22 protein-coding genes and 4 tRNA genes are annotated in these 26,635 nt (G+C 33.8%); 9 read left to right on the plus strand and 17 right to left on the minus strand.

Annotation, left to right across the window (positions count from 1 at the left end; translation table 11 throughout):
* Positions 1-114: 114 nt before the first annotated feature.
* From OF897_RS15690 to OF897_RS15700, 3 genes are all read right to left on the minus strand, one after another.
* A complete protein-coding gene (locus OF897_RS15690) occupies positions 115-951 on the minus strand; it encodes an XAC2610-related protein (RefSeq protein WP_267266622.1) in 837 nt (278 codons plus the stop codon).
* A 681-nt stretch (positions 952-1,632) separates the two neighbouring features.
* Positions 1,633-3,171: a RagB/SusD family nutrient uptake outer membrane protein gene (locus tag OF897_RS15695; protein WP_267266623.1), complete on the minus strand. Its 1,539-nt coding sequence runs from the start codon at positions 3,169-3,171 to the stop codon at positions 1,633-1,635.
* Positions 3,172-3,181: 10 nt separating this feature from the next.
* Positions 3,182-6,094: a SusC/RagA family TonB-linked outer membrane protein gene (locus OF897_RS15700; RefSeq protein ID WP_267266624.1), complete on the minus strand. Its 2,913-nt coding sequence runs from the start codon at positions 6,092-6,094 to the stop codon at positions 3,182-3,184.
* A gap of 399 nt (positions 6,095-6,493) precedes the next feature.
* Here OF897_RS15700 and OF897_RS15705 point away from each other — a divergent pair, with 399 nt between their 5' ends.
* From OF897_RS15705 to OF897_RS15745, 9 genes are all read left to right on the plus strand, one after another.
* Positions 6,494-7,966 carry a tetratricopeptide repeat protein gene (locus OF897_RS15705; protein WP_267266625.1) on the plus strand — a complete coding sequence of 491 codons (1,473 nt, stop codon included), beginning with the start codon at positions 6,494-6,496 and terminating at the stop codon, positions 7,964-7,966.
* A 29-nt stretch (positions 7,967-7,995) separates the two neighbouring features.
* Entirely contained in the window at positions 7,996-9,474 is a 1,479-nt protein-coding gene (locus OF897_RS15710) for a helix-turn-helix transcriptional regulator (RefSeq protein ID WP_267266626.1), read from the plus strand.
* 309 nt (positions 9,475-9,783) lie between these two features.
* Positions 9,784-10,221 carry a hypothetical protein gene (locus OF897_RS15715; protein WP_267266627.1) on the plus strand — a complete coding sequence of 146 codons (438 nt, stop codon included), beginning with the start codon at positions 9,784-9,786 and terminating at the stop codon, positions 10,219-10,221.
* A gap of 368 nt (positions 10,222-10,589) precedes the next feature.
* Positions 10,590-11,045 carry a hypothetical protein gene (locus OF897_RS15720; RefSeq protein WP_267266628.1) on the plus strand — a complete coding sequence of 152 codons (456 nt, stop codon included), beginning with the start codon at positions 10,590-10,592 and terminating at the stop codon, positions 11,043-11,045.
* 75 nt (positions 11,046-11,120) lie between these two features.
* Complete coding sequence (locus OF897_RS15725; protein ID WP_267266629.1) at positions 11,121-14,231, plus strand: DUF6923 family protein; 3,111 nt, start codon at positions 11,121-11,123, stop codon at positions 14,229-14,231.
* A 21-nt stretch (positions 14,232-14,252) separates the two neighbouring features.
* A complete protein-coding gene (locus tag OF897_RS15730) occupies positions 14,253-14,771 on the plus strand; it encodes a hypothetical protein (protein ID WP_267266630.1) in 519 nt (172 codons plus the stop codon).
* A 178-nt stretch (positions 14,772-14,949) separates the two neighbouring features.
* Positions 14,950-15,336, plus strand: coding sequence for an HU family DNA-binding protein (locus tag OF897_RS15735; RefSeq protein ID WP_267266631.1), 387 nt, complete (start codon positions 14,950-14,952; stop codon positions 15,334-15,336).
* Between the two features lie 361 nt (positions 15,337-15,697).
* The gene (locus tag OF897_RS15740; RefSeq protein ID WP_267266632.1) at positions 15,698-16,129 is read left to right on the plus strand and encodes a transposase; all 432 of its coding nucleotides are present in this window, start codon (positions 15,698-15,700) and stop codon (positions 16,127-16,129) included.
* A gap of 18 nt (positions 16,130-16,147) precedes the next feature.
* Entirely contained in the window at positions 16,148-16,477 is a 330-nt protein-coding gene (locus OF897_RS15745) for a helix-turn-helix domain-containing protein (protein WP_267266633.1), read from the plus strand.
* 794 nt (positions 16,478-17,271) lie between these two features.
* Here the strand turns inward: OF897_RS15745 and OF897_RS15750 are convergent.
* The 14 genes from OF897_RS15750 to OF897_RS15815 all read right to left on the minus strand — a co-directional run bounded on the left by OF897_RS15750 (position 17,272) and on the right by OF897_RS15815 (position 26,603).
* Positions 17,272-17,345: transfer RNA gene (locus OF897_RS15750), tRNA-Asp, on the minus strand.
* A 37-nt stretch (positions 17,346-17,382) separates the two neighbouring features.
* Positions 17,383-17,456, minus strand: a tRNA-Asp gene (locus OF897_RS15755).
* A 37-nt stretch (positions 17,457-17,493) separates the two neighbouring features.
* Positions 17,494-17,567 (minus strand) — tRNA-Asp (locus tag OF897_RS15760).
* Positions 17,568-17,604: 37 nt separating this feature from the next.
* Positions 17,605-17,678 (minus strand) — tRNA-Asp (locus OF897_RS15765).
* Positions 17,679-17,851: 173 nt separating this feature from the next.
* Positions 17,852-18,868 carry a bestrophin family protein gene (locus OF897_RS15770; protein ID WP_267266634.1) on the minus strand — a complete coding sequence of 339 codons (1,017 nt, stop codon included), beginning with the start codon at positions 18,866-18,868 and terminating at the stop codon, positions 17,852-17,854.
* A 13-nt stretch (positions 18,869-18,881) separates the two neighbouring features.
* On the minus strand, positions 18,882-20,492 hold the full coding sequence (locus tag OF897_RS15775; RefSeq protein WP_267266635.1) for a Na+/H+ antiporter: 1,611 nt from the start codon (positions 20,490-20,492) through the stop codon (positions 18,882-18,884).
* Positions 20,493-20,617: 125 nt separating this feature from the next.
* The gene (locus OF897_RS15780; RefSeq protein ID WP_267266636.1) at positions 20,618-21,700 is read right to left on the minus strand and encodes a porin; all 1,083 of its coding nucleotides are present in this window, start codon (positions 21,698-21,700) and stop codon (positions 20,618-20,620) included.
* A 25-nt stretch (positions 21,701-21,725) separates the two neighbouring features.
* Entirely contained in the window at positions 21,726-22,427 is a 702-nt protein-coding gene (locus OF897_RS15785) for a hypothetical protein (RefSeq protein ID WP_267266637.1), read from the minus strand.
* Between the two features lie 36 nt (positions 22,428-22,463).
* Entirely contained in the window at positions 22,464-23,000 is a 537-nt protein-coding gene (locus tag OF897_RS15790) for a hypothetical protein (RefSeq protein WP_267266638.1), read from the minus strand.
* Between the two features lie 22 nt (positions 23,001-23,022).
* Entirely contained in the window at positions 23,023-24,399 is a 1,377-nt protein-coding gene (locus tag OF897_RS15795; protein WP_267266639.1) for an aldehyde dehydrogenase family protein, read from the minus strand.
* 55 nt (positions 24,400-24,454) lie between these two features.
* Positions 24,455-25,072 carry a TMEM175 family protein gene (locus OF897_RS15800; RefSeq protein ID WP_267266640.1) on the minus strand — a complete coding sequence of 206 codons (618 nt, stop codon included), beginning with the start codon at positions 25,070-25,072 and terminating at the stop codon, positions 24,455-24,457.
* Positions 25,073-25,257: 185 nt separating this feature from the next.
* Positions 25,258-25,710 (minus strand): hypothetical protein, encoded by a 453-nt coding sequence (locus tag OF897_RS15805; RefSeq protein WP_267266641.1) that lies wholly within the window; start codon positions 25,708-25,710, stop codon positions 25,258-25,260.
* Positions 25,711-25,727: 17 nt separating this feature from the next.
* Positions 25,728-26,078, minus strand: a complete 351-nt coding sequence (locus OF897_RS15810) for a DoxX family protein (protein WP_267266642.1) — start codon at positions 26,076-26,078, stop codon at positions 25,728-25,730.
* Positions 26,079-26,087: 9 nt separating this feature from the next.
* The gene (locus tag OF897_RS15815; protein ID WP_267266643.1) at positions 26,088-26,603 is read right to left on the minus strand and encodes a class I SAM-dependent methyltransferase; all 516 of its coding nucleotides are present in this window, start codon (positions 26,601-26,603) and stop codon (positions 26,088-26,090) included.
* Positions 26,604-26,635: the final 32 nt, after the last annotated feature.

Raw genomic sequence — 26,635 nt, forward strand, 5'->3', positions numbered from 1 at the left:
TGATATAAACTTACAAATATCAGACCTAAATTTAAAATTTACAGGAATTTTAATTCTATAAGTCTTGATTAAATCTACACAAAATATCTTTTATCTTAAAAAGATAAATTAAATCTATTCATCAGCTTCCTTGGAACCAATCCAAACCAAATTTCCGTTTTTATATTGATAAGAATCTCTCCACCATCTTGCTCCGCCTCTGCATTCGCTGGAAATTATTTTTTTAGCTTTATCTAATTTTAAATCGCAAAAACATTCACACTTTGATTTGCTGAAATCGGGTTCTTTCAATTCTTTAAATTTTTTAGTTTTAGAATCAAAAAGAAAAACCGTAAACGTTCTGTAAACTCCCATTCCTGCATCAGGAATTGAGAACGAAATATCATCAAAACCATCAAAATTATAATCCCCAATAGTTGCTTGTCTTGAGAAATTTGGGCTGTCAACATCAGGCAATTCTACATTGGTAATTTGTTTTTCAGGATAAATGAATTTCAGATGATTATCATAGAAAATATTGTAATCAATCATCACATCATGAATTAAAAATTGAGAGATCCCATCAAATTTTTCAGATTTATCTTCTTCAAATTTAAAAGTGCGATTGTCTTTTTTACGAATATATTTTACCTCAAACAAATCTCTCAGACCTTCTGTAAGATAATACGTTCCGTTGATTTTTCCGTCAATAATTTCATCCCAAACATAAGAAGTAAAATCAGGTTGAACGTCTTCCTTCCCACTTTTATCGACACGGTAAGTTTTTATTTTTAAAGGAATAATGCTTTTCTTGTTTTTATACTGTACAAAAGCACCTTTTCCTTTGGTTACGTAATAGATTTTTAAGCTAAATGGTTTAGGTTCATCAATAGATTTTAAGGTAAATGGTTGAGCATTAATTTTTAAAGTGAAAAATAACGTGAGAAGAAATAATATTTTAAAAGCTTTCATTTCTGACTAATTTTTTATTGAATTGATAATAATAAAATCCCCAGATTGAAAACCAAGGTAAACAAGAAATCATTGAAATCAATATAGTCTCCTTATCAAAAATACCTTCTGAAACTGCCAGAAAAAAGGTAATGGAAAAGAGAAAAGGAAATAAAAACCAACACAAAAATATTAGATTTTGAAAAATTTTATTTAAACTCAACAAAGCGGAAAACGAAATCAAGCTTAAGAAAAGAATACACATAATGATTAATCCATAAGCTAAACCGCTCATATCACATTTTCGATATTCATCAGTGGGATTTTTTACTGATTGCATATATAAATGCAGAAATATAATCGAAATGAAGGTTGAAAACAGCCAGGTTTTAAAAATAGACAAGAAAATAAATCTTTTCATATTGTGTGATTTGAATGATTTAAAAATAATGATTTTCTGCAATATGAGCTTCTGATATTTGTTGATTGTAATTTTAATCACAAAGTTCGCTAAGTTTTTTTTAACTATTAACTGTTTTTTAAGCTACACAAAGCCGCTAAAGCTTATAGAAGTTCGCAGAGTTTTTAGCTAATTATTAGAGAGGATTTAAATATATAATTATAGACATAAAAACAAAAAACCTTCCGTTTCGGGAAGATTTCTTGAGATTTGAAAATATAAGTTTAAAATAGGTTTAAATTCTAAGGATTTTGGTCATAACCAGCAATCTGAATCTGAGATAAAGGAACTTGGTATAAATAATCGTTGGTTGTAATTGTAAAGTTATAGTTTAAAGCCGCTGCAGCCTGATTGATGACAGCAACTCCTGTATTCCAACGTACTAAATCATGCCAATAAATACCTTCTCCTGCAAACTCTACTCTTCTTTCTTTACGAAGTGCCGTCGTGAAATCTGCTGCAGAAATTGATGCAGGAACGGCAGAAAGACCTGCTCTCTGACGAATTCTATTCAAATAAGGAACAGCTGTACTTGTACTTCCCTGAGTATTTAAAACTTCAGCATACATCAAAAGAACATCTTCATAACGGATAATCGGGAAATTAATTGGCCAATCATAACGGTTGGTAATAACTTTTCCAGGCTCACGGAATTTAATAAAATAATTTGCATTATCTACCAATCCATTCTGAGCGATAAACTGAGTTTTAACAGTTACTGCTTTTCTTAAATCTCCAGGTTCGTACGCATTTACTAATGATTGAGAAACCCCCAATTCACCTGAACTGTACAAACTACTTTGCGCATTATATAAAGGATCTGTAGTTCCAAAATTCGGTGAAACATAACTTGGCAAATAAGAACCTTGTGACAAACCTCCGCTTATATGTTGGATTTCGAAGATGTGATACTTATTATCATTGGCACTTTTAAACAAATCTGCATAATTTGGTGACCAGGTAACAAACTGACCTTCCCCCTGAATGACAGCAAATAAATGATCTTTTGCTTTCGCTACATAAGAGCTGTTATTTAAAGGATAACCTGATCCTGTAAGATAAATTCTACCTAACATTGCATGAGCTGCAGACTTGGTAATTCTTCCTTTATTTGCTGCATCATGTATATTTTTCAATCCTGCTACGGAAGCCTCAAGTTCTGAAGTAACGAAATTATAAAGTGTTGCTAAATCTGTTCTTGGTATTGCAGCCGCTTCTGTAGGACTCACCGGTTTTTCGATTAAAGGAACTTTCCCGAAAGAACGCATTAATTCAAAATAAGCATAAGCTCTTAAGAAACGGGTTTCAGAACGGTATTGTTCTTTAGTTGCTTCGCTTGCAAAAGGAACATTATCAATTCTCGCTAAAATATTATTGGCATACGTGATCATTTGATAGGCATCTTCCCACAGAATTTCCATTTCTTCCGTTGTAGAATTATCCTGAAAACGGTTGATTGCGTAATAATCTCTGTTTCCGTTTTGTGAAAGTGCGGTATAATTATTAGAACGAACTTCCGATGCCAATAAGTAAAAATTTACATCATAACCCCCTCTCGAAGAAGAATTAATCATCGCTGAATACACTCCCGATAAAGCCTGCTGAATCTGTAATTCTGTAGTGTAAAAAGAAGTTTGCGTAATATTATTTTCAGGTTCAAGCATCAAATCTTCTCGGCTACAATTTATTGTTCCCAATGTTAATGCTCCAAAAATTAATACTTTCCCTAAATTTCTCATATTAAATTGTAATCTGTATTTATTTATTGTCGTTGTTTTCATTGTTAAAATTTTAGAAATTAAAGTTTAAGCCCATCATATAGACTTTTGCATTAGGATATGCTCCGTAATCGGTACCGTCTGATTGTACAGATTCTGGGTTGTAACCACCGTAATAATTATCTTTTCTCCAAACATTTTCTAAACTCACATAGAGTCTAAGGTTAGAAACTTTTAATTTGCTTACCAATTCTTGTGGGAAATTATATCCTAAAGTCACATTTTTAAGCTGAATATAACTGGCATCATATAACCATCTTGTATCTAAAAGACCGCCTGTAGTACCATCTAACCTTGGAGTTTTACCGTCTCCCGGATCTTCATCAGAACGCCAACGGTTTGCCCAATTCCCCATTACGTTGGTTGTGGTTCCCATTCCCGGACGATCGATTGCACGACCTAATAAAGCGTAGCTATAACCTCCTTTCTGACCTTGAAAAAATACAGAAAGATCAAATCCTTTATATGAAAATGTGTTGGTGAATCCCCAATAATAATCCGGAGTTGGACTTCCAATGATGTGACGGTCATTGTCATCAATTTTACCATCTCCGTTAGAATCTCTATACTTTACGTCTCCAGCAATTGCACCTGTTGTTTTTGCAACACCTGCATTGTTGATATCTGCTGTTGAAAGAATTCCTATCGCTTCATACAGATAAAAAGAGTTCAGCTCTTCACCTACCTGTATAATATTCGTTAAATTGCTGAAACCTGTATAAATAGGCTTGTTGTTATTCCCTAATTTCAATACCTTATTGTTATTGAATGCAATGTTAGCTGAGGTATTCCATTTGAATTGCCCTGTTAAGTTTTTGGTGCTTAATTCAAATTCTAAACCTTTATTTTCCACAGAACCAACATTTCTCCACGCTGTTGTATAACCTGTTGCTGAAGCGATAGGCTCCTGAAGAAGAAGGTCGTTTGTTTTTTTGATATAATAATCTGCTGAGAAATCAATTCTGTTGAATAGTCCCAATTCAAAACCAAAATCTGAAGACTGTGTTTTCTCCCATGTCAATTCATCACTTTTAATACTATTCGGTACTAAACCATTCGATAAAGCACCTCCGAAAGAGTAGTTTCCTCCTGCCAAAGTTCCAAAATGTCTGTATTCACCAATAGCATTATTTCCGTTTTCTCCCCAACTGTATCTCAGTTTTAGGTTACTCAACCAAGATCTATCCTTTAAAAAATTTTCTTTATCTATTTTCCATGCTCCACCAAATGCTGCGAAATCTCCATAAAGATTATTCCATGAAAATCTGGAAGAACCATCTCTACGAATACTTGCAAATAGCATATATTTCTTTTGATAGTCATAGTTTACACGACCAAATAATGAAGTCAGCATCCATTCTGAAGCAGTATATTCCGAATTTAATACAGAAGCCGATTGCGTAAAGTTGAAAGTTTTCAAATCATCATTCGCAAAACCTTTGTTACGGTTGTATTGCCCGGTCGTTCTGTAATTTTCAGCACTATATCCTGCAAGAGCGGTAATTGTGTGAGATCCGAAAGTCTTTTTATAATTTAATAAAGCTTCTCCTAAATATCTGTTGTAATTTACCGTTCTACGGCTTGCAATACTTACCTGTCCCGGAATATTTGAAACTAAATTAAAAGTTGGTGTATAACCGTTATTAATGTTAAAATTATTGGTCGCCGCTCCTGAGATTTTAAAGTTCAAATCTGGTAAAATGTCGTAAGACATATACATACTGGATAACATTCTAAACTCGTTGGTATTATTCGTAGTATTTTCTAAAGTACCAATCGGGCTTACTGTAGAACCTGCCCATCTGTATCGAATATTGTTCCAGAAGTTGGTGTAAAGTCCCGCTCCTAATTCTGCTACAGGAACCATAGAAAGCATTTTGTGTGCTTCATTGTCTTTTCCGTCAACTGCTGCACCGTAGCTTTGTGAGTAACTTGGTCTCAGTGCAATTCCAGCTTTCCATTTACTGGAGATATTAACGTCAACTACTGCACTTAAATTAAATCTGTTGAAACCGGTATTCAAAGCCATACCTTCCTGATCAAAATACGCTGCAGAAATCGCATATTTTACATTACTGCTTCCTCCTCTTACTGATAATTGGTAGTTTTGAATTGCAGCTGGACGATAAAATGCATCCTGCCAATCAATATATGCCACCTGATTGGTTCCCCATCTTGGGTCAAGCATAGTATTGATATTTGCCAGATTATAATCAGTCGTATTTGGTAAATTATAATAATTTGCTCTTACTGTATAACTATCAGAAGCAGAATTACCGGGAGCTAAAGCCACCCATCTTTTATTGATAGCTTCAGTCGCATAATCAATCCATTCAGAACTGCTCATAATGTCCAGTTTTTTCTCAATGGTCTGTACTCCATAATATTGAGAAAATGTAAATGAAGGTTTTCCTGTATTCCCTTTTTTTGTGGTAACAATCACAATCCCATTAGAACCTCTTGATCCGTACATCGCTGTAGATGCCGCATCTTTTAGTACTTCAATCGATTGCACATCATCAGGAGAAATGTTTGCCATGTCATCGGCAACTATTCCGTCTATGACATAAAGAGGTGAATTACTAGCAGAAATAGAAGCAGTACCACGAACTCTGATTTCTAAAGGTTCTCCCGGTTTTCCTGTTGTAGAACGTGTTTTAACCCCAGCAATTTGTCCCGTTAAAGCTTGATCTACTCTCGCAATAGGACGATCTTTGAAGCTTTCTGCACTTACTCTACCTACAGAACCGGTAACTTCACCTTTTTTTTGAGTACCATAGGCAATAATGACTACTTCCTCAATCTCTTTCGTTTTATTTTTAGATTGTACTGTATCTTTTACTGTACCCGTGTTTTGTTTTTCTTGTGCAAAGATAAAACTTGTGGTACTTAGCAAAATACCCAGAGTCACTATAGATTTCTTCATTCTCTGATTGGTGATTATTAATTATTTGACATTTACTTATATATACTTTCTCTTAAAATTAAAACACAAGAAAAGTTAAATCTGAACAGACATGATATTTCTCATATTTCTATTTCATAAAAGTATACTTATCGGAAATTTCTGCTATCCTGTGGTTACCTGCCAATGTTTCGTTATGAATAATTATTTATTAATTTAATCATAACACCAATGAATTTGAAGTAAGTTTTATGAAAATGTATCATCAAACACCTTGGAGTATTAACAAATTGAAATAAAAGGTGTTTTTATCGCATTTAAAATTTTTAATCAAAATTTTCCGTAATTGATTAAAAGCATGAAATGAGCAGGTTGATATTTGTATATTTGAAAAACTATTAACCTGAATTAACGCTGATTATGAAAATTCTCAAGCAATTCTTTTTTTTTATCTTTATTATCAGTTATGTCTTAAGTAGCGGACAAGAAAAAGCTTATCCAAAAATCGATACTGCCCTTTCCCGTATCTATTTCCAATCGATAAACACATTTGATTTTAATAACGGGATTAGAGAAAGTACAAAACTAATTAACGAGTCTAAAAAACTTAATTATAAAAAAGGAATTGCAAAAGGAAGTTTAAATATTGGTAATTTTCTGGTTAATTTAAACCGCTACAAAGAAGCGCTTATTTATCTTGAAATCGCCGAAAAAAATAATCTTGAAACCGAAGATTTTCTTACAAGATCTGAAATTTATACAGAGTATGGGAAAGTTTACGGAATGCTGAACCTTCATCAACGCGCAATCGATTACTTTAACAAAGCTATTAATGAAAATAAAAAAGTAAAAGATTCTCATTTTAAAGTACTCAATCTACAAATTGCATATGCGTGTAAAGCTGAAAGTTCAAGACTGATTTCACAATACGATTCCACGTATATCTATTTCAAAAAAGCGTATGCACTCGATCCTGATCCTATAACAGGAGCTAATATCGCTGACTATTTTATAAACTATAAAAAAGAGCACATAGATTCTGCTGAATATTATCTTAAAGCTGCTGAAGTAAATTATCAACAAAAAAAATACGATCCTTTTCAAAAACTCGCTTATTTATTGGTCTATGGAGATTATTATTTTCAAAAAGAAGAATATAATAAATCTTTAGAAAAATATCTGGAAACCGAAAAGATGTCTGCCCAATTAAAAAGACCAGATGTACGAGTTGAGGCTTATGCATCCATTTCCAAGATCTACTTAAAATTAAATAATCCACAAAAATCTGCTGTGTATTTGAAAATGCAAGCAGATCTTTCAGACAGTCTAAAAACCATAAACAATATTGCATTAGATTTATCGGTTGAGAAGCTTATTAAAGAAAAGGAGCACGAAAAGCTGAAAGAAACAGAGACACTCAGTAAGAAAAATAGTTATATACTTGGAGCTGTGATTCTCATAACCATACTTATTATCATATGGGGATACCTTTTTTATATAAGAAAAAAACGGGAAAAAGAAGTTTTAATCAATGATCAGAGAGAACTAATTCAAAAAAAGGAAACAGAGAATAAAAATCTTGAATTTAAAGTAAACGATGCTTTTGAAGAAGTAATGCAACTGGCGAAAAAAAACAGTCCACATTTTCTCGCAAGGTTCAAAGAAGTATATCCCGAGTTTTGTCAAAAAATCATTGCATTACAACCGGATCTTTTAAACTCTGAATTGACTTTTTGTGCTTATTTAAAGCTTAATTTCACCACAAAAGAAATAGCAACATATACTTTTGTAACCGAAAAGGCAGTGCAGGGAAGAAAAAGCAGGATTAGAAAAAAATTCAATATTTCTTCTGATGAAGACCTCTACATGTGGTTTAAAAAGATAGACTCGTAACTGATTTTTTAATAATTAAATTATTGGTTTTGAAAAGAATAGCATTTTTATTTTTCACCTTATTTGTTTTCAATTGTGCATATTCTCAACAAAAAAGTTCCGAGAATGCAAATAATTTGCTTAGACTTTCCGAGCTGAATAGATACCAAAACGGGATAAAATCTTTGGAATATGCCAAAAAAGCATACGATATTTCAAAAGAATTAAAGAATGATGAGCTTATCGCCAAAAGCAGCATCAGCATCGCATATCAGCTTTTTGTACTTGAAGATTATAAAAAAAGTTTATCCCAAATCTCTGATCTTGAGAAGACTATATCTGTAGATAATGAAATTCTTAAAAGTAAAATTGTAGAAATCAAATATGTTAATTATAACATATTGGGTCTGGAAGATTTAGCAATAAAATCGCTGGACGAATATATAGACATTTTGGAAAAAGTACCTTCAGATTCTGCAAAGCAGGAACTCGTAAAAGGATATTTTTATTACGCTTACAGACTTCAGGATAATGATTTAAAAAAAGCTAACAATTACATTAATAAAGCTTTGCAAATCGGCAAAACTCTGAAACTTAACGAGACATTAAATACTTATATGATAAAGGCTTCCATCTGTATGGGGCTCAATCAGATGGATTCTGCCCAGATTTATATTTCGAAAGCATTTGAAGAAACCAAACTTAAAGAACATATTACTTATAAGTATGCTGCGTATGAGCTTCAGGGAGATTATTATTTTAAGATGAAAGACTACGAAAAAGCCGTCGTTGCCTTTCAAAATACTTTAGCAGAAATCGATTCGATGAAAATTGATGACTTCTTTTGCCAGACAAATACTACAGCCAAACTTGCAGATATTTATGCAATATTGCGCGATAAGGCTAAGGAAAAAGAATTTAGGGAAAAATATCAGAAATACAATGATCATTTAAAGGAAAGAAAAAACGAAGGCCTTAAGCAAACCATCGACAATATTCTAAATGAACAGGAAGAGAAAAATGAAACTTTAAACACCAAAAACAAATGGATTGTTTTTCTGGTGCTATTATCAATTACTATAGCAATATACTTCTATTTTAAAATTAAAAAAACAAAAAGAAGAAAGAAAATCATCTTACAGCAAAATCAGGTTTTACTTACAGAAAAATCAGAGCTGGAAAAAGAAAAAGATCATCTGAATAAAAAAGCTGATGAAAATAAACTTGCAGAATTGATAGAGCTTGCCAAAAAAAACAGTCCCGAATTCACGGTTCTTTTTGAAGAAATCTATCCCAATTTTATAAAGAATATAAAAGCCATCAATCCCAAAATAAGTAATTCCGAGTTACACTTTGTTGGTTTAGCTTTTCTGAATTTCACTACAAAGGAAATTGCAGATTTTACTTTTGTTACTGTTTCTGCAGTGCAACTCAGAAAATATAGGATCCGAAAAAAATATATGATTCCGTCTGATGAAGATTTTAATGTATGGATGCGTAATTTGAATACATTGCAAGACAATTTTTGATACCTGTTATCATTGATAACAAATTCTTATTTCTATACTTTATCATAACTCTACCTCCTCTTTTATTGGTATAAATAGGTTATTATTTAGTAATTTCTTAATTATTAAAGTCAAATCTTCAAAACAGCAACAAAACACCTATATAAATTTTAAACACTAAAAATCAACTACTTACACACTATGTAGTATCTGTGTAGGGTCACTTTTTTTTGCATATAGTTTATTTATCGATTCATTTGTAGCAGAAAATTCAGAATAGAATATCAGACTCTTTACAGTCATATTCTGTTGATTCTAAAAGCATACACAATGAAAAAAAAAGTACTCATCAATTTCCTTCAGGTTGCTGTTGTTTTCGGTGGACTTTACTTCTATTTAAAGAACAAACAAAAGAAGTCCACTGACAACAGTCAACAAAAAGATGCTGAAAAACCAGAAATCCTTCATATTATCAATGATGATCTTGAAGAAGTTTTTCAGCTCGCAAAAATTAATGATCCCTTTTTTCTCGCAAAATTCAAAAAGATCTATCCGGAATTTTGCAACAAGATTATCTCTCTTTATCCGGACATCCTTAATTCTGAGCTTATTTTTTGTGCCTACATCAAGCTTAATTTTTCAACAAAAGAAATTGCCAATTATACATTCGTCACCAAAAAAGCTGTTCAGGTAAGGAAAAGCAGACTACGAAAAAAGTTTAATATTCCTTCGGGAGAAGACCTGTATATCTGGTTCAAAAAACTATAATATAAATTGTAAATCACGAATCAAACAAAGCACAAACATATAAAAATCAAACAATTAACAAAACATAGTATCTATATAGGGTCTGTTATTTTCTCCATCAATTCTATTATTTATTCATTTGCCAAAGATTTTCTAAAGTGACAATACCGCATCACATTTTTAAAATTCTCTATTTAAAATTATTTAAACCGATAAACATATCAACTTTTATTCTTCATCACATTTCATCTACTCAAGTAGAAATTTAAACCAAAACAATGAGCAGAAATTCAATAACAACAATCTTTCAAAATACCCAACTCTTTTGTAGGGTAAAGATTCTGTTTGCTTTGTTTTTTCTGCAGGGTTTTCATTCAATTTATGGTCAGATGAGTTTACAGGGAAGCGTTGTTGTTATTGATAAAGAATTACGAGATAAGACAATAAATTATCTGTCCATCACTTCAGGAACATATATTTATAATATTACTGAAAGCAAGAATAAAAAAGAAAGCAAAACTATTTTAACTACTTGTGAAAAACCTCAAAAAACCAAATCCTCTAAGGAAATAGCAGTCATAAAAAAAGAACATCCTAAAGCTACCCCGCTAAAACATTACATAGGTAACAACTCCGAAGTTTTTTTGAATCTTCCTATTTCAAAAAACTTTGTTTGCGCCGGAAACAATTATCATATAAAAAAAGATGCTACTTTAAAGAAACCAGAACTTTCTGAAATTTTTCACTTTTCTGAAGACATCAAATTAACACTCATATATCATTTAAAGACACAATACAATCATTCTAACCGAAGTAGAATAAGACCTCCTCCATCATTTATATAATTTTTTGAAAGCCTTATTTAAAGGCAAAACACATAATGAAAAATTAATTTTCAAAACACATTAAAATTGAAAACGATGAAACGTAAAAATATTGTATTTTTAAAAGTATTACCTATACTTTTATTGATCCTTACAACATGGATAAATACTGCAAAAGCACAGGGTGTAGATGCTGTATTCTTCTTAGATAACTCAAGCTCCATTGATGATACAGAATGGATCGCTATGAGTAATTCTACTAAAGCTCTAATTGATAAAGTTTTAGAATGCAATCCCAATAACCGAATTGCTGTAACGCATTTTGCGGGAATTTATACAACTCCAAATCCAATAACAGATGCCAGAATATTTATAGAAAATAATTTTACTGATGATTCTAATTTAGCTAAAAGTTTTGTGAGAAGAGGTGGGCTTGCCACTCAAGGAGCAACTCATTATGCCACATTAGGCAATAACACTTGGTTACCGGAAAATACCGCACTATTACAAAATTCTTTAGGAAGCTCAGCAGCTAGCTCACAAATTGTGAGTACACAAAAAAAGCTAAGCCTTGATCCTAACAATAAGCTTGTTATATTTATTTTTACAGATGGAACAGCCGGTGGAAATGGGTTAACATCTGCTCTACTTGGATTTAGCAACTATAATACAATGAAAAGTTCTTTGGGAGCAACATTTGTTGTAATCCATGCACCCACAGGAGTTAGTACCTCATTTGACACAGCTGCCCGAGCTGCTGCAGCTGCTATCGCTTCGGTTGGAGGTGATTATAATGGAACTGTACAAGCTAATGCAGGTGACCCGCAAGGAAGTGGTGTAAAACCTAGAAAAGCCGTGATGAGCGATACTTTTGATATATCGTCAATCAATATAGAAACATTAGCTGGTAATATTTGTAAGTCTTGTGCTCCAGTAGTTGCAATTTCTGCTATTACTCCACCAACACAGAATGTATGTCTTAATGGAGTTGCCCAACCTTTAGTTTCCACTGCAACAGGAACTGGTACACTTACTTATCAATGGTACAGCAATACAACAAACAGTACAACCGGAGGAACACTTATTTCGGGAGCTACTTCAGCTACTTATAATCCGCCAACTTCTGCAGCAGGGACACGATACTATTATGTTGTAGTGTCAGATTCTTATTGTGAAGGGAAAGCTACATCGGCGATTGTTTCAGTTACTGTAAGCAATATAGCAGCTGGTCCAGTACCATCATTTAATAACACATCAGCATATTCAAATACTTCTTCGTTTTACCAAATTCCTTGTGGAAGTACTTCTGCAAACTTATCTTCTTTAGCAGTCTCCAATCCACAAGTAGGAACTGTAATTACTTGGCATTCCAGTCCTGTAGCTACTTCTGCTAATATTATAACTCCTGCTAATGCATTGCCGGGAACGAATAAATATTATGCAGCATTTTACAATTCAACAGGTAACTGTTATTCACCAACAAAGATGGTAACAGTAGTTGCGCCAATCTGTGCGGTAAACGATGATTATACTTCTACACCTATTATTGCAGGTGTAGGAGGTACGCTGCCATCTATTTTCGGAAATGACACTTATAACGGCACCGTAATATCTACTATGCCTGCTAATTCTGTAGACTTTTTCTATGAAATGTGGACAACTGCAAATGCAACAGTAGACGGAAATGGAAATTTAGTTATTCCAGCCACAACCCCACCCGGAACATATACTTATTATTATAAAATTTGTGATAAAGATTCTGATGTGGCAACGGAAACAAATTGCACAATAGCGGAAGTAAAATTCAAAGTAGAAGCAGTTTTCGGATGTGATAATAAGGTATATCTGTCACAGAACAATATACTCTATACCATAAATACTTCAAGTAATCCATTTACTTACCCAACAGTGGGATCTGCAGCTGTTAATCACAATGCAATGGGTCTTAACCCTGTAGATGGTAAAATATATGCGATGCAGGTTTTAACCTCCAATGTGCTGCTACAAATCAATACCGATGGTTCTTCTACCAGTTTGGGAGCAGTTACCAATTTGCCTGTTGCCACATATAATGCAGGAGAAATAGATAATGCAGGAAATTATTATGTGAAGTCAAATGCAGGTAATAATCAGCTATATAAGATCAATCTTACAACAAAAACAGCTACGCTTATCACGCTTTCAACAAGTGTAAATGTTTCAGATCTGAGTTTCAGTATTGCAACAGGGCTTCTTTACGGAGTGAATAGTGCAAATGGACAACTTACTACTATTGATCCTTCTACAGGCGCAGTTACCGGAGTGGGTATTACTCCCGGAAGTTTACAGTTTGGTGCAATGTATACCTCAAGTACGGGCGAAGTTTTCGGAGTTAATAACGCCGGTGGTTTTTATCAATTTAACCTTACCACTGGTGCAAGAGTTAAAATTTCTGATGCTCCTGCAAGTACAAGTAATGACGGAGCACATTGCGTAACAATGCCTATTACATTCAGTGCAGACTTGCAGGTTACCAAGTCAGACAACACCACTACTTACATTCCGGGAGCAGCTACTGTTTATACCATAACAGTCCGCAATAATGGTCCCTTTGGAGTTTTAAACGCTTCAATTTCAGATCCTGTACCTGCAGGAATTCCTGCAGCTAATGTAAGTTATACTGCAGTAGCCTCTACAGGTTCTACGACTAATGTTTCAGGAACACAGACAGGTGCTATTAACGATCTTGTTGGTATTCCTATGGGAGGAACAGTTATCTACACTGTAACAGTAAACGTTCCGATGAGCTTTACAGGAAATCTTGTCAATACGGTAACGGTGACTCCACCTACCAATATTTCAGATTCAAACATGGCAAATAATACGGCTACCGATACAGATACACACGGTTCGTGCTTTAAACCGGGAATTACTACGGGTACAGCTTTAGACACCAAACATGGTATTAGTGCATTAAACAGAGCTGGAAGTGATGCAGCAGGCAACTGGCCGATGGTAAGAAAAGGAGCATGGACAGCGCTGGAAGCAAAGACCAAAGGTTTTGTTGTTAACAGACTTACTACAGCAGAGATTGCAAGCATTCCTACCTCAAACCTTATAGAAGGTATGATGGTTTATAATAAAGATCTTAACTGTCTGCAGGTAAATACCACAGGTACAGCGACAGGATGGTCTTGCCTTTCTACCCCAACCTGCCCTTCAAACTAAATAATTTTTAATCGATTTATTATGAAATATATATTCACAGTAATCTTGGCTATGGCATCCTCACTGGCATTCTCTCAGATTGCCATCGGAAAATCAAATGTTAGCAACACATCGGTCTCTCTGGAGTTTGGAGATAATGCCAATAAAGGGATTATTTTACCCTGGGTAACTTCACAGGGGGACGTAACAGGAGCTGTAAACGGAACCATTATTTATGACGTTGCAGATAAAAAAGTAAAATACCTGAAAGGAGGAACCTGGTTTGATCTTACCAGAGATAATACCGGTGCTGTAAACACAAGCATTCAGGACAACCTTCAGGAAAGTAATTCTGCCAAAGCTGCTATCGGCAGTGATGGTGCTGCCGATACTACGCCTGGAATATTGGTTCTTACAGATACAGACAAAGCAATGGTGCTTCCAAGAGTGGCAAGCCCCCATCTGAATATTATTAGCCCTGCAGCCGGAATGATGGTATATGATACTTTTAACCATTTGGTTGCAGTGTATAACGGAACAGTGTGGTCTTTTTGGAGATAATAACTTGTGATTTGTGTTTTTACAGAATGCGGAAGAAATTCTACTTCCGCTTCTGTATTTCAAAACCAGCGTTCAAAAAAAACATTTATACTTTATTCATATTAACAGTTGGTATGCAGAAAGCGGAAAACAATTTCCGCTCCTGTTACCGATAATTAAAAAAAACAAAAAATTAATTATGCCAATCAAGTACAATTTAATTGAAAGAGGCGAGCCCGGCGTAAGCGGAGGCGGAATAAAAAAATGGTATGCCGTAGCCGTCAATGACGGAGAACTGAGCGTAGACGATCTCTCTAAACAGATTGAAAAATTCTCAGCATTATCTGAAGCGGATATCAGAGGTGTAATCATCGCCCTCGAAAACGTAATTACAGACAGCATTGCCAACGGAAAAATCATCAGAATGGATAAACTGGGAAGCTTCTACCCCAGCCTGAGCAGTAGCGGTGCAGTTACTAAAGATGAGTTCAACACAAGCTTCATCAAAGGTGCCCATGTAAACTACCGCCCCGGAAAACGCATCGATGATACATTAAAAACTGTAACATTTAAAAAAGCAGATTGATAACAAAAATGATGCGCATGACTCCCTCAACTCTTGCGCATCATTTACCCAACTCTTGCGCATCTTTTCCCAAACTCATGCGCATGAGTAAAAAAAACGTCCTCAGGTCTTTTTATTATAAAAAGACAGATTCTAGAAACAACAAATGAAAATTAAGCCCCCGAAAGGGCAAATGATGAAAATCATCTTTACAGAAAGCGGGGTTTACACAAGGCCCCGCAACTGTAAATTTAAAATTCCCTCTTAATGGTTCTCCCCCTCTGAATACCATTATTACCAAATCACTTTATTACAGAAAAACATTTTATCAGACATCGTATCTGAGCAGTAATTTATCATAAATAATTTAATACAATATGTGATGAACTTCAAACAAATTCATATAGGAAGCTTAATACAACAAAGAGTTAGAGAATGTGAGCTAGACTTTTCTCGTATTTGTAATTTTTTAAAGTGTAATGAAAATGATATTCGTAAGATGTATAATAGTGAAAGCTTGGATACTAAAATACTTTTAAGCTGGAGTAAACTACTCGAATATGATTTTTTTAGGATTTACAGTCAGCATTTAATATTATTTTCAGCGCAACAAAAAAATACAATCAAGAAAACCAAAACTGTACAAACAAGCCTACCGTCATTCAGGAAAAACGTTTATACCAAAGAAATTATTGATTTTATTTTAAATAATCTAAACTCAGGTAAAATGACATCAGTAGAAATTATTGAAACCTATAACATCCCTAAAACTACCCTTTATAAATGGGTGAATAAATACAATTCTCAAACTTAACAAACAGATTTGGAAATTATGATTAATAAACCTAACTATAAAAAAATATTTGAAGATATTATTTTGGAAAAATGTCCGGAAAGACAATCAGAATTAAGTTGTTATTTAAATAAAGACAACTTTTCAATTCTGGAGATTATTGATCTTAACAAAAAGATTTTTGGATCGACTGACAAAGAGATACTAGATTTTAATCAGCGACATAAATCTTACGATAGCGAAACTATTTTAAAAATATTAGCTTATCAAGAAGATCAAAAGTTAAGTAACCTTCAGCTTGCCAATCATTTTAAACTAAGCAGAAATACAGTGAGCAAATGGAAAAGGCTGTACATGAAAAGCAATTAATACTATTCTATTACTTTTTTTAAAGAGTTGCCAATTATGGCAGCTCTTTTTATTTTAATGATTACCTATCTAAAATGAAAACAGAATCTTCAATGAAGATTCTGTTTTTCTATTAATATATGTAATGATGGTGTCTATCTTACTTTCATCTTTACTCTAAATTGTTTTCTAAAAATTGTAGAGAACAGGGTTCATTTCCCTAGATAATTTGAACCCTGATATTCTACAAGAAAACTGAATGATGAAAATTTATTTATATATGATTTGGTGTCTTGTTTAACTATGTCAAATATATAATCAGAAAATTTCATCAGCAAGCTTTTGTGGGAACCATTTATAAATAATGACGTAAAAATTCGCAAAAAGCATCTGCATAACAAAACCATACGCACCTTATTATCAGAATATTACAACTAATAAAACAAATCATTATTAATAAAACAGAAATAATTAAGTAAAGTCAATTTAAATCGTAAAACAAGCTCATTACAGATTAAAATCATCATATCACGTCTTAGAAATTGACAATTAAAGAAGAAAATAAAGGTCAATTTTACAAAAACATATCGAAATTTTGATTTTTAGCTGTCTTAAAGTATGTCAAATAAAAAATAAATTAAGTGTAATGAATGTTGAAATTCGAAAAACCTTTTTAGTATTAATACAGTCCGAAAAAAGGTAGAATAAACTAAAACCTAAATTATTCCAACAATTTGTACAGAAATAGAAGCTGAATGTAAAATATAAATGTAATACATATAAAAAAATCCTGTCTCGTGATGAAACAGGATTTGCGATCCGGACGGGACTCGAACCCGCGACCTCCGCCGTGACAGGGCGGCATTCTAACCAGCTGAACTACCGGATCAATTTTCTTTTAAAGTTAAAATTGTAAAAACTTTTTGCGATCCGGACGGGACTCGAACCCGCGACCTCCGCCGTGACAGGGCGGCATTCTAACCAGCTGAACTACCGGATCAATTTTCTTTTAAAGTTAAAATTGTAAAAACTTTTTGCGATCCGGACGGGACTCGAACCCGCGACCTCCGCCGTGACAGGGCGGCATTCTAACCAGCTGAACTACCGGATCAATTTTCTTTTAAAGTTAAAATTGTAAAAACTTTTTGCGATCCGGACGGGACTCGAACCCGCGACCTCCGCCGTGACAGGGCGGCATTCTAACCAGCTGAACTACCGGATCTTTTTCACAAGTTTCAGAAGAATCTTCCATTATTGTGGTTGCAAAAATACAACTTTTTTCATTACCTGCAAACTTTACGTATGAATTTTATTCAAATTAAATATAAATTACAGATTATCAATTGCATTAATTTAAATAAATCTCTTCAGTTTTGATAAACGTAGAACTAACAATTACATTAAAATATTATTTACAGGCTGTAATGCAGGCGGAAGATCGGTTTCACCAAGCATTTCCCTAAGATCAATCTCAATATTTCTGGTAATTTGTGTAATCGGAACATCATTCGGGTTTCCTTCAAAAGGATTTTCTGTACTTTCACCGATTTGCTCCAAAACAAGGAAAACCCAGCCCAATAAAACACTAAATGGAATAGCCAGCCAAATAATATTCTCCCCAAACTTTTCAATCATCTTTGAAAACTCTCCTAAAAAACCTAAAGGCAACAAGAAACACAACATATTGGTAAAATACAAATTGATGCTTGTAAACTGTCTCGGATAAGGAAAATTCTTTATTCTTTCACATTTTCCTTGTTGGTCGTACAAATCTTTGAGTTGATTTTCTAGAGTCACGTAATTGTAATCTGAAATTAAACCTTCTTCATTAAGTTTTCTTAAATGTTCAGATTGAGTCGCCAAAATCTGCGTTGCCCGGTTTTTAGTTGATAAAATATAATTAAACTCTTTTTCAGACAAAAAAGGTTTAAGCTCATCAGAGATGTTACTTTCCCACTCCGGAACTTTGTAATACTGCAAATATTCTCGATAATAGCTTCTGGTTTTAACGTTTTCCCAGCTTTTTATTTCTCTCAATTGAAACCTCATTGCAGTTAACCATGCAAAATGACGGTAAATAATTTCTTTGTGAAGCTTAGATTCTTCAGTTTTATCATTTGTTCTTATAAAATCTTTCACCATTATTCCAAAAGCGCGACTGCTGTTGATAATGGCTCCATAAATTTGCCTCGCTTCCCAGGTTCGATTGTAGGTTTGTGTATTTTTAAATCCGGAAATGAAAGCAGTTGCTGTTCCCAACAAAGCCACCGGAACCCACGGAATCGCAAGCCAGGTCCATCCTAAAAAATAAAAAAGAAGCGTAGGAATAATACTTAAAATCAACATTTTGTAGATTTTAGCACGTGTCCAGGGAATAAAATGTTTTAATTTATAATGGGAATTTGTATTCATAGTTTAGCTAAAATTAATGTCCTGCTCCGGTAATTTTTAATTCATTTAAATCTAATTGCAATTCAGCTTTACGAATTTCTTCATCGGAAAACAGTTTTTCTTTTCTCATTCTGAATAATTCTTTCCTTTGAATCGAATAAATATCCAATAAAACGTGATGGTATTTTTCAATTTCCTGATGCTCCGTTTCATCACATTCTAAAGATTCGAGACGTTTATTGCCCAAATTAATATCAGATTCCAAATTAGATTTATAGAAACTAATCAACTCATTATCATTTAAATCAGACGAATATTTTTCATTAACTAATTGTAATGCCGTATTATCTAAAATCAATTGAATTCCAGTCTGTTGCTCTTCTTCAGGAACCAAATCATCAATTTCTTTAAGTTTAATTAATTTAATGATGAAAGGTAAAGTCAATCCCTGGAAAACCAACGTAATGAAAATGACAACAAAAGTTATAAAAATAATGAGATTACGCTCCGGAAAAACGGTTCCCTTATCGTCTAAATAAAGCGGAATAGAAAGTGCCGTTGCCAAAGAAACAACTCCTCTCATTCCTGCCCAACTGATTACCAAAGGACCTTTCCAACCCGGAGAAGGATCTTGTCTGGCTTTTGCACTAAACCATCTCGGAATATGTGCAATAGGAAAAACCCACAAAAATCTCAGTACAATAACAATTAAACTTACAATTGCTCCATATTTTATGCCTTGCCAAACAGAATATTTCCCTAAAGCTGCAACAATCTCAGGAAGTTCCAATCCGATTAATACGAAAACAAGTGCATTCATCACGAAAATCAGGGTCGTCCAAACTCCAAGCATATTTAATCTTGTATTTCCCGTTTGGAAAATCTCATGAGAACGCCAGGAAATAAACAGTCCGCCCGTAACAACTGCCATTACGCCCGAAAAATGAAACTGCTCTGCCGCAAGAAATAAAATATAGGGAGTCATTACTGTGAGAGCCGCATCAATTGCCGGAGTTGTGGGTAAAAACCGATGAATAAAATATACAATATGCGCTCCTACAAGCCCGACTACAATTCCCATTCCTGCAACCAAGAAAAACTGTCCCGTTGCTTCCTGCATTGAAAAAGCTCCTGTGATTACGGCTAATAAAGCAAATTTAAATACAATTAATGAAGACGCATCGTTAACCAAACTCTCTCCTTCCAAAATGGTCATTAATCTTTTCGGAACACCCATTCCTTTCAAAACAGTCGCTGCTGCAACTGCATCAGGTGGAGAAACAATTCCGCCTAAAAGAAATCCTAAAGCAATAGTAAATCCCGGGATAAATGATGAGGTAAAATACGCAACAATGGTCGAGGTGAAAAACACCAAACCAAATGCTAGTAAAGCGATTGGACGTTTCCATTTCCAAAAATCTGTCCATGAAGTGTACCATGCTGCTTCATACAATAATGGTGGTAAAAATATTAGAAATATGATTTCCGGATCTAAGCTCATGTGAGGAACACCAGGAACAAAACTGATTCCCAATCCTGCAATAACGAGAAAAATGGGATAAGCAATTTTGATTCGCTGAGCCAACATAACCAACAAGAAAACGGAAAATAAAAGTCCTAAAATAAGGAGTAAAGAATGATGCATGTATTTTTTTTCTATTTGTGAAAACTTCGAACGAATATATTATTTAAAATATTAATTTTCAAATATGTTCATACTTTTTTTAACCATAATTTCTATTAATTAAAATTAAACTATGTGGTATCCTTTTAAAAATTTACAGACAAGGATGTAGTTCCTGTAAAACTATTTGCTTCCAAGTTTTTATTTCGATTGAGAAAAACAGCGTCTTTATTATTGAGATTTCTAATTTCCGTTCGCCAAAGCAGGTTGGGAAGAATCTGATAATCAAAATTCAGAGAGTAATCGAGCATCTGAAATCCATTTTCAGTTCCGGTTGTTATTTTTGCCTCATTTTTGTCGTGATAATACTCTCCCCGAGCAGCAATGCTGACTTTTTCATTCGGAGAATATTTTGCAATAAAAACCGGAGTGTACCAAATATTGTAAGCATCACTTCCTTTAAATTTTTGTTCTGCTCCCAAATCAAAACCTGCTCTCACCGCCCAATGATTATTAATTTTATAAATTCCGTATAAATTGTGAAAGTAGCGCATTTGTCGAATACTGTCAGGTTTATCATTTCCGATAAATGAGCTGCTGTTAATTGTCAGTTTTTCATTTGGAATATAGGTCAATTGATGTCCAAAAGACGGCGCACTATTACCATCAACTTGTTGGATTCGCTGCCATCCGTTAATAATCAAACCGCTCATTAACCATTTTCCATTGTCTGTGGTGTATGAAATTTTAGCTCCGGTTTCGAAATAGGGCGAATTTTCTGCGGCAATACTTCTTGTCAAATTCCAGTTGTCCTTTACGACAGCACTTTCAAAACCTATATGAGAAGGGAAAATTCCGGCATCAATCCAGATATTTTTATTTTTTGAAATTTTAAATCCGATGTTGGCTTCATAAATATTTTTCAAAACACCTTGCTCTTCAGAGTAATTGGCATTCATGTAAGTTCCTGTTGCTAAAGCGAGATTGGCACGCAGATTTTCGGTTTCATAATTGGCTTTAATGAAAGCTAAATTGATATTAACCTCGTTATTCCGGTGATGGCTATAAATAAAACCCGGACGTGAATTACTTTCCGGGTTGTTGGAATCATATTGATAATAAACTTCTGCAAATCCACTTATTTTAAGTGAATGTTCTTTAGATTCCTGTGCAGAAAATCTCATTAGACTAAGCAATATGGGTAATAATAAAACTTTTCGGATTATCATTTTAATCATCAATTTTATCATTGAATTATAGTGTAACTCTCAAAAATGGTCCGAAGTTTCGTTTTTCTCTTTTCGTTGCACCATAATAATCATAATTTACTGCCGCTCCGATCGTAAACTGTTTATATGAAACTCCTAATCTTCCAAAATATTGACTTCTGGAATGTACATCATTTTTAAAATCATAAATATAAAGTGCCTGAAATCTCGTGTATAATCTCCACTTATGATCTTTGGAAATTTCAGGGAAATATTCAGCGACCAAAACATTATTTGTATTGGTATTTTTATTAATACTGATTGCCGGATTAAAAATTACAGACCAAGAAGGTTTTCTCCACCCAAACTGAAATCCTACACTCGGAATCCATCCCAATCCGGCAACATTTGCGGCAGATGGCCCAACTCCAATATGTTTTCCTAATTTGTAACTGACAATATTTACTGACGTAAAGTCATTATCACGTGCATTTTCGTTCTTATATTCCGTAGCATAATTGGTTACAGAGATAAATCTAAGCTTTCCTTTAGTTTCCGGAATATCTCTTGAAATAATTGCCTGGAAATAAAATCTGTCAGAACCCGGTACAAATTCAATTGGTATTGCAGGTTGCGGAGCTGCCATTGACGTTGGTAAAGTTTTCACCTGTTCTATTTCTTTCTCTTTTTGCTCTTGTGCATGCAATACACCAAAAAGCATTGAAAAAATAAGTATAGTTTTTTTCATTTGTTGTTGATTTTTTTAATGAGGGTTTGAAAATTATTAAACCAAATATTTATACAATCTTTTGGTTAAAAATGGCATTACGACAAAACTCACAATGGCAACCAGTGTCGCTACATTTAGAAAAATAATTAACAATGGCGGTGTTCCGAGAAATTTACCCAAAGGCATTAAAACATATTGCGCAAGCGTACTGATTAAAGTAAAAATCACACATACAGCCAAAACATACACCTTCAGTCGGTTCGGATGCTTTTGTTCTGCTGGACTACTTTCCTGATAAACTCCGAATTCTTCGAAAAGTGGAGCGTTATTAATATCCGCTAAGTTATCAGTTGCCCATAACATTTGCTCTTTTCGGAAAGTATTGTTTTCCCAAACCGAAAGGTTTTCTTTGGTATCAAATTGAAGAATGGTTAAAAATTCCTTTTCGGCAACCCTGCGATTGGTTTCAACAATTTCGGTTTTAATATAACCCGGCATTTCGGAGGCTTTCATTGCCATTTTCTGCATCCAGTCAAGTGTTGCATCTTCTTTATCGCTGAAAGGTTTGATTCTTATTACGTTAGTTATCATAGTTTAATTTTAATTGAATTATTTAAGAGCTAAACAAGCTTAAAGATTTACCAATATCTTTCCCTGCATAAGGTGGAAAAACATCCAGTTCCAAATCAGGATTGCCGACCAACATTGCTTTTGTATTGCTTAATGCATCAAAACCTGCTTTACCATAATATTTTCCCATTCCTGCAAAACCAACCCCGCCAAACGGAAGACTATCTATCCAGCAATGCAGATTGGTTTGGTTAATACAACCGCCTCCAAATGAAACTGAGTTAAGGAAATAATCAATATTATCTTGATTTTTACTGAAAATATAGGCTGCCAAAGATTTTGGCTTTCTTTTGATAATATTGGCAACTTCTTTTAAATCCGAATAAACCATAACAGGCAACACTGGTCCAAAAATTTCCTGCTGTAAAGCCGGATCATCCCAAGTACTCGGATATAAAACGGTTGGTTCCACATATCTCGCTGAAACATCATACCTTCCTCCAATCACAACTTTTTCAGGAATGATGTAAGACGCAACCCTTTCTGCATCATGTTCACTAATCATTCTAGCCAAATCCGGACTTTCCTGAGGATTCTCGCCATACATTTTTCGGATGGATGCTTTTAATTTTTCAATAAATATTTCAGCAATACTTTCGTGTACGTACACATATCCCGGAGCAATGCACCATTGACCGGAAATTGCATTGTGTCCCCACGCAATTCTGTCAACAGCAATATCGAGATTGGCTGTTTCATCTACAATTGTTGGGTTTTGCCCGCCTAATTCAAGGATAATCGGAGTAAGATTTTCTGCCGCTGCACGCATCACAACTTTTCCTACATTTGAACTTCCGGTAAAGAAAATAAAATCAAAAGGAAGCTTCAGAAGCTCTGTAATCTCTTCTCTTCCACCTGTTACAATATTTACAGCTTCAGGTTCGAAATATTTTGGAATCAATTCCTGAAAAAGCTCTGCAACAGTCGGTGTTGTATTAGCTGGTTTCAGAATCACAGGATTTCCTGCTGCCAAAGCCGCAATTGCAGGATCAAGCAACAATAGAACGGGAGCATTGAAAGGTCCGATAACCAAAGTTGAACCAAACGGTTCTTTATAAATTACACCTCTGTTTCCGGTTTCTTCTAAGCCTTTAGGAATGTCAACCTGTTCAGGTTTCATCAATTGTTTCAGGTTTTCTTTGTAATATTTAATTACACCAAGCGGAACGGTAATTTCAAATAACTGTTCAAATGGAGGTTTACGAAAATCTTTGTAGAGAGCCTGACAAAATGCGTCTTGATTTTCTGTTAGGAACTTTTCCATGCGATTAAGCTGATCTATTCGCCACTCGTAAGTTTTGGTGGCATCGGTATAAAAAAACTCTTTCTGAGTGTCTAATAAAGTTTGAAGTTTATTCATAATCTGAAGTTTTTCAATTAGTGAATATGGGAGTAAATGGTTAATTGAACTGTTTTTAATTTTGTTTTCCTTTGAAAAATGCAAACGCATAATTGAGCTGAATGGCGATAATTACAGCTATCGCTAAATAAGAATTAACAAAACAAAGTAAAGCTCCAAAGAAATAAAGTGACTGCGAAACAATAATGCGCCTTTTGATAGCTCCAGAAACTTCTTGTTCAACTTCTTTGTCTACAAAACCGTGCTTTGTTGCGTAATTCCAGCTGATATAAAGCATTAATCCTAATAAAAATATATTAAGCCAATAGATTGCAATTCCAAAATTATGGTCAATATAATCTCCCAAAAAGGCAGTTGTAAACGGAAGGAGCGATACAAAAAGAAGAAACAGAAGATTAATCCAAATCAGATTCCTGTCGCTTTTCTTGATATGTTCAAACTGAGAAGACTGTCCCATCCAGAAAATTCCGGCTGTCATAAAACTGAGGAAATAAACTAAAAATTTGGGCATCAACTTTAAAAAAGTCATTGCTAATTCTTTATCATCACCTTCAATTTCCGGAAACTTTATTTCTAAAACCAAAAGCGTCATGGCAACTCCAAAAACGGCGTCACTAATGGCTATTATATGACCAATATCGTGACCGGCGATTTTATTGTAACTGTTTTTCATAATGCAAAATCATTAGAATGTATTCAATTGATTATCTGAATGAAAGCGTAGAATCTTTTCAAAATAGCAGATATTTATTTATGATTTTAAGGGTACACAAAGGCACTTCACTTTTTTATAAAAGCAAAATATCTTAAAAAGATTTGTAATTCAGAAAAAGAGAATTGAGTTAAGAAATAAAAAAATTAATGAGCCTGACCAATATCCAAACGGTCAAATTTACCGTCAGCATTTTGATGAAACTTGAAAAAAACTTTAAAAGTTCCCCATTTTCCTGCTTTGAAGTTTCCTGTAATATCATTTCCATTATTTTCAACAGAATCTATAGTAAGGAATTTTTCTTCACCACAAGCTTCTTTTACAAAAACATGAAAGCCCTTTGGATTGCCATCATCAGTCATTGTGGGATTATCTGTAAAGTATGATAAAAATGTTTTGCTGTCGCCATTTTGCCAAGCTGTCATTGCAGCATTTACTGTTGGGTTTGTAACTTTTGATAAATCCATAGTTTTTTGTGTTTTTTTAGTTGTTGAGTTTTTATTACCAGATATTTTATCTGTATTATTATTCTGAGCACAAGCTGTCACAGAACAAAAAAGTACTATTGTACATAAGTTTAGAAATAATATTTTCTTCATCATTTGTGTTTTTATTTTTAAGCACTTTTCAAAGGATGCTGAAGATAGATGATTAGCAGATTGAGCAACAGAAAAGGAATTTCGATGGCAACACCTTTTAAATCTTTATCTAAAAGATGAAAACATATAATTAGCAAAATGCCTGCTGCCATTAAGAAATTTCCCCAAACAAAAGTTTTAGGAAAAAGAATTAATATCGCAGCAAGAATAGTGACTGCTCCATTAATCATTAAACCTGTTTTGCCAAATCCCCACTTTCCGAACATTTCCATCATTTCAGGTTTTCCGGAAAACATTGCATATCCTTGTTTGAATCCCATAAAAACGGAAACCAAAATCAGAACAGTGTTTATTATTTTAAGTATCATAGTGTTTTTTTAAGTTTTAGTAATGAAAGCTGAATACATTGTTCCGCCAAAAACAGATTTTCTCTCACCTATCTTTTCAATTTTTGAATAGCCTAATTGCTTAAACAAAGATTTTAATTCATCAAAAGTGATCGGAAAAGGTTCCCATTGATTGGGAATTGAATTATCATATTCTATAATGATCCATTTTTCATTTCCTTTCTCAAAGTATTCTTCAAGTTTTCGAATCAACTTTGTTTTATCTTTTACAAAATGTAAAGCATTTGCTAAAAGAATTCCATCTAAAGGTGAAATATTTAAATCTTCATTTTCAAAATCAGTCTGAATATAATCAATCATTATTTCATGATGCTTTTCAGAAAGATTTTGTCTTTGCCTGTCTATTGCAAATATTTTACTTTTATTTTCTAATTTTTCAGCCAAAGCATAAGTAAAAGTTCCGTTTCCGCAACCTAAATCTGCCCATATTTCAGGTTTAATTAAGGATAATTTTGGTAATAATAATTTAGCTTCGTTGATTTCCATAAAATAAAAGTTGGGAATTGAAGCTTTTTCAA

Origin of the sequence: Chryseobacterium formosum, assembly GCF_026460885.1 — a bacterium.
GTDB lineage: Bacteria > Bacteroidota > Bacteroidia > Flavobacteriales > Weeksellaceae > Chryseobacterium > Chryseobacterium formosus.

Coding starts and splice junctions, on each gene's coding strand:
- OF897_RS15690 (WP_267266622.1), bottom strand. CDS start 951: ATGAAAGCTTTTAAAATATTATTTCTTCTCACGTTATTTTTCACTTTA.
- OF897_RS15695 (WP_267266623.1), bottom strand. CDS start 3,171: ATGAAAACAACGACAATAAATAAATACAGATTACAATTTAATATGAGA.
- OF897_RS15700 (WP_267266624.1), bottom strand. CDS start 6,094: ATGAAGAAATCTATAGTGACTCTGGGTATTTTGCTAAGTACCACAAGT.
- OF897_RS15705 (WP_267266625.1), top strand. CDS start 6,494: ATGAAAATTCTCAAGCAATTCTTTTTTTTTATCTTTATTATCAGTTAT.
- OF897_RS15715 (WP_267266627.1), top strand. CDS start 9,784: ATGAAAAAAAAAGTACTCATCAATTTCCTTCAGGTTGCTGTTGTTTTC.
- OF897_RS15720 (WP_267266628.1), top strand. CDS start 10,590: ATGAGTTTACAGGGAAGCGTTGTTGTTATTGATAAAGAATTACGAGAT.
- OF897_RS15725 (WP_267266629.1), top strand. CDS start 11,121: ATGAAACGTAAAAATATTGTATTTTTAAAAGTATTACCTATACTTTTA.
- OF897_RS15730 (WP_267266630.1), top strand. CDS start 14,253: ATGAAATATATATTCACAGTAATCTTGGCTATGGCATCCTCACTGGCA.
- OF897_RS15735 (WP_267266631.1), top strand. CDS start 14,950: ATGCCAATCAAGTACAATTTAATTGAAAGAGGCGAGCCCGGCGTAAGC.
- OF897_RS15740 (WP_267266632.1), top strand. CDS start 15,698: ATGAACTTCAAACAAATTCATATAGGAAGCTTAATACAACAAAGAGTT.
- OF897_RS15745 (WP_267266633.1), top strand. CDS start 16,148: ATGATTAATAAACCTAACTATAAAAAAATATTTGAAGATATTATTTTG.
- OF897_RS15770 (WP_267266634.1), bottom strand. CDS start 18,868: ATGAATACAAATTCCCATTATAAATTAAAACATTTTATTCCCTGGACA.
- OF897_RS15775 (WP_267266635.1), bottom strand. CDS start 20,492: ATGCATCATTCTTTACTCCTTATTTTAGGACTTTTATTTTCCGTTTTC.
- OF897_RS15780 (WP_267266636.1), bottom strand. CDS start 21,700: ATGATAATCCGAAAAGTTTTATTATTACCCATATTGCTTAGTCTAATG.
- OF897_RS15785 (WP_267266637.1), bottom strand. CDS start 22,427: ATGAAAAAAACTATACTTATTTTTTCAATGCTTTTTGGTGTATTGCAT.
- OF897_RS15790 (WP_267266638.1), bottom strand. CDS start 23,000: ATGATAACTAACGTAATAAGAATCAAACCTTTCAGCGATAAAGAAGAT.
- OF897_RS15795 (WP_267266639.1), bottom strand. CDS start 24,399: ATGAATAAACTTCAAACTTTATTAGACACTCAGAAAGAGTTTTTTTAT.
- OF897_RS15800 (WP_267266640.1), bottom strand. CDS start 25,072: ATGAAAAACAGTTACAATAAAATCGCCGGTCACGATATTGGTCATATA.
- OF897_RS15805 (WP_267266641.1), bottom strand. CDS start 25,710: ATGAAGAAAATATTATTTCTAAACTTATGTACAATAGTACTTTTTTGT.
- OF897_RS15810 (WP_267266642.1), bottom strand. CDS start 26,078: ATGATACTTAAAATAATAAACACTGTTCTGATTTTGGTTTCCGTTTTT.
- OF897_RS15815 (WP_267266643.1), bottom strand. CDS start 26,603: ATGGAAATCAACGAAGCTAAATTATTATTACCAAAATTATCCTTAATT.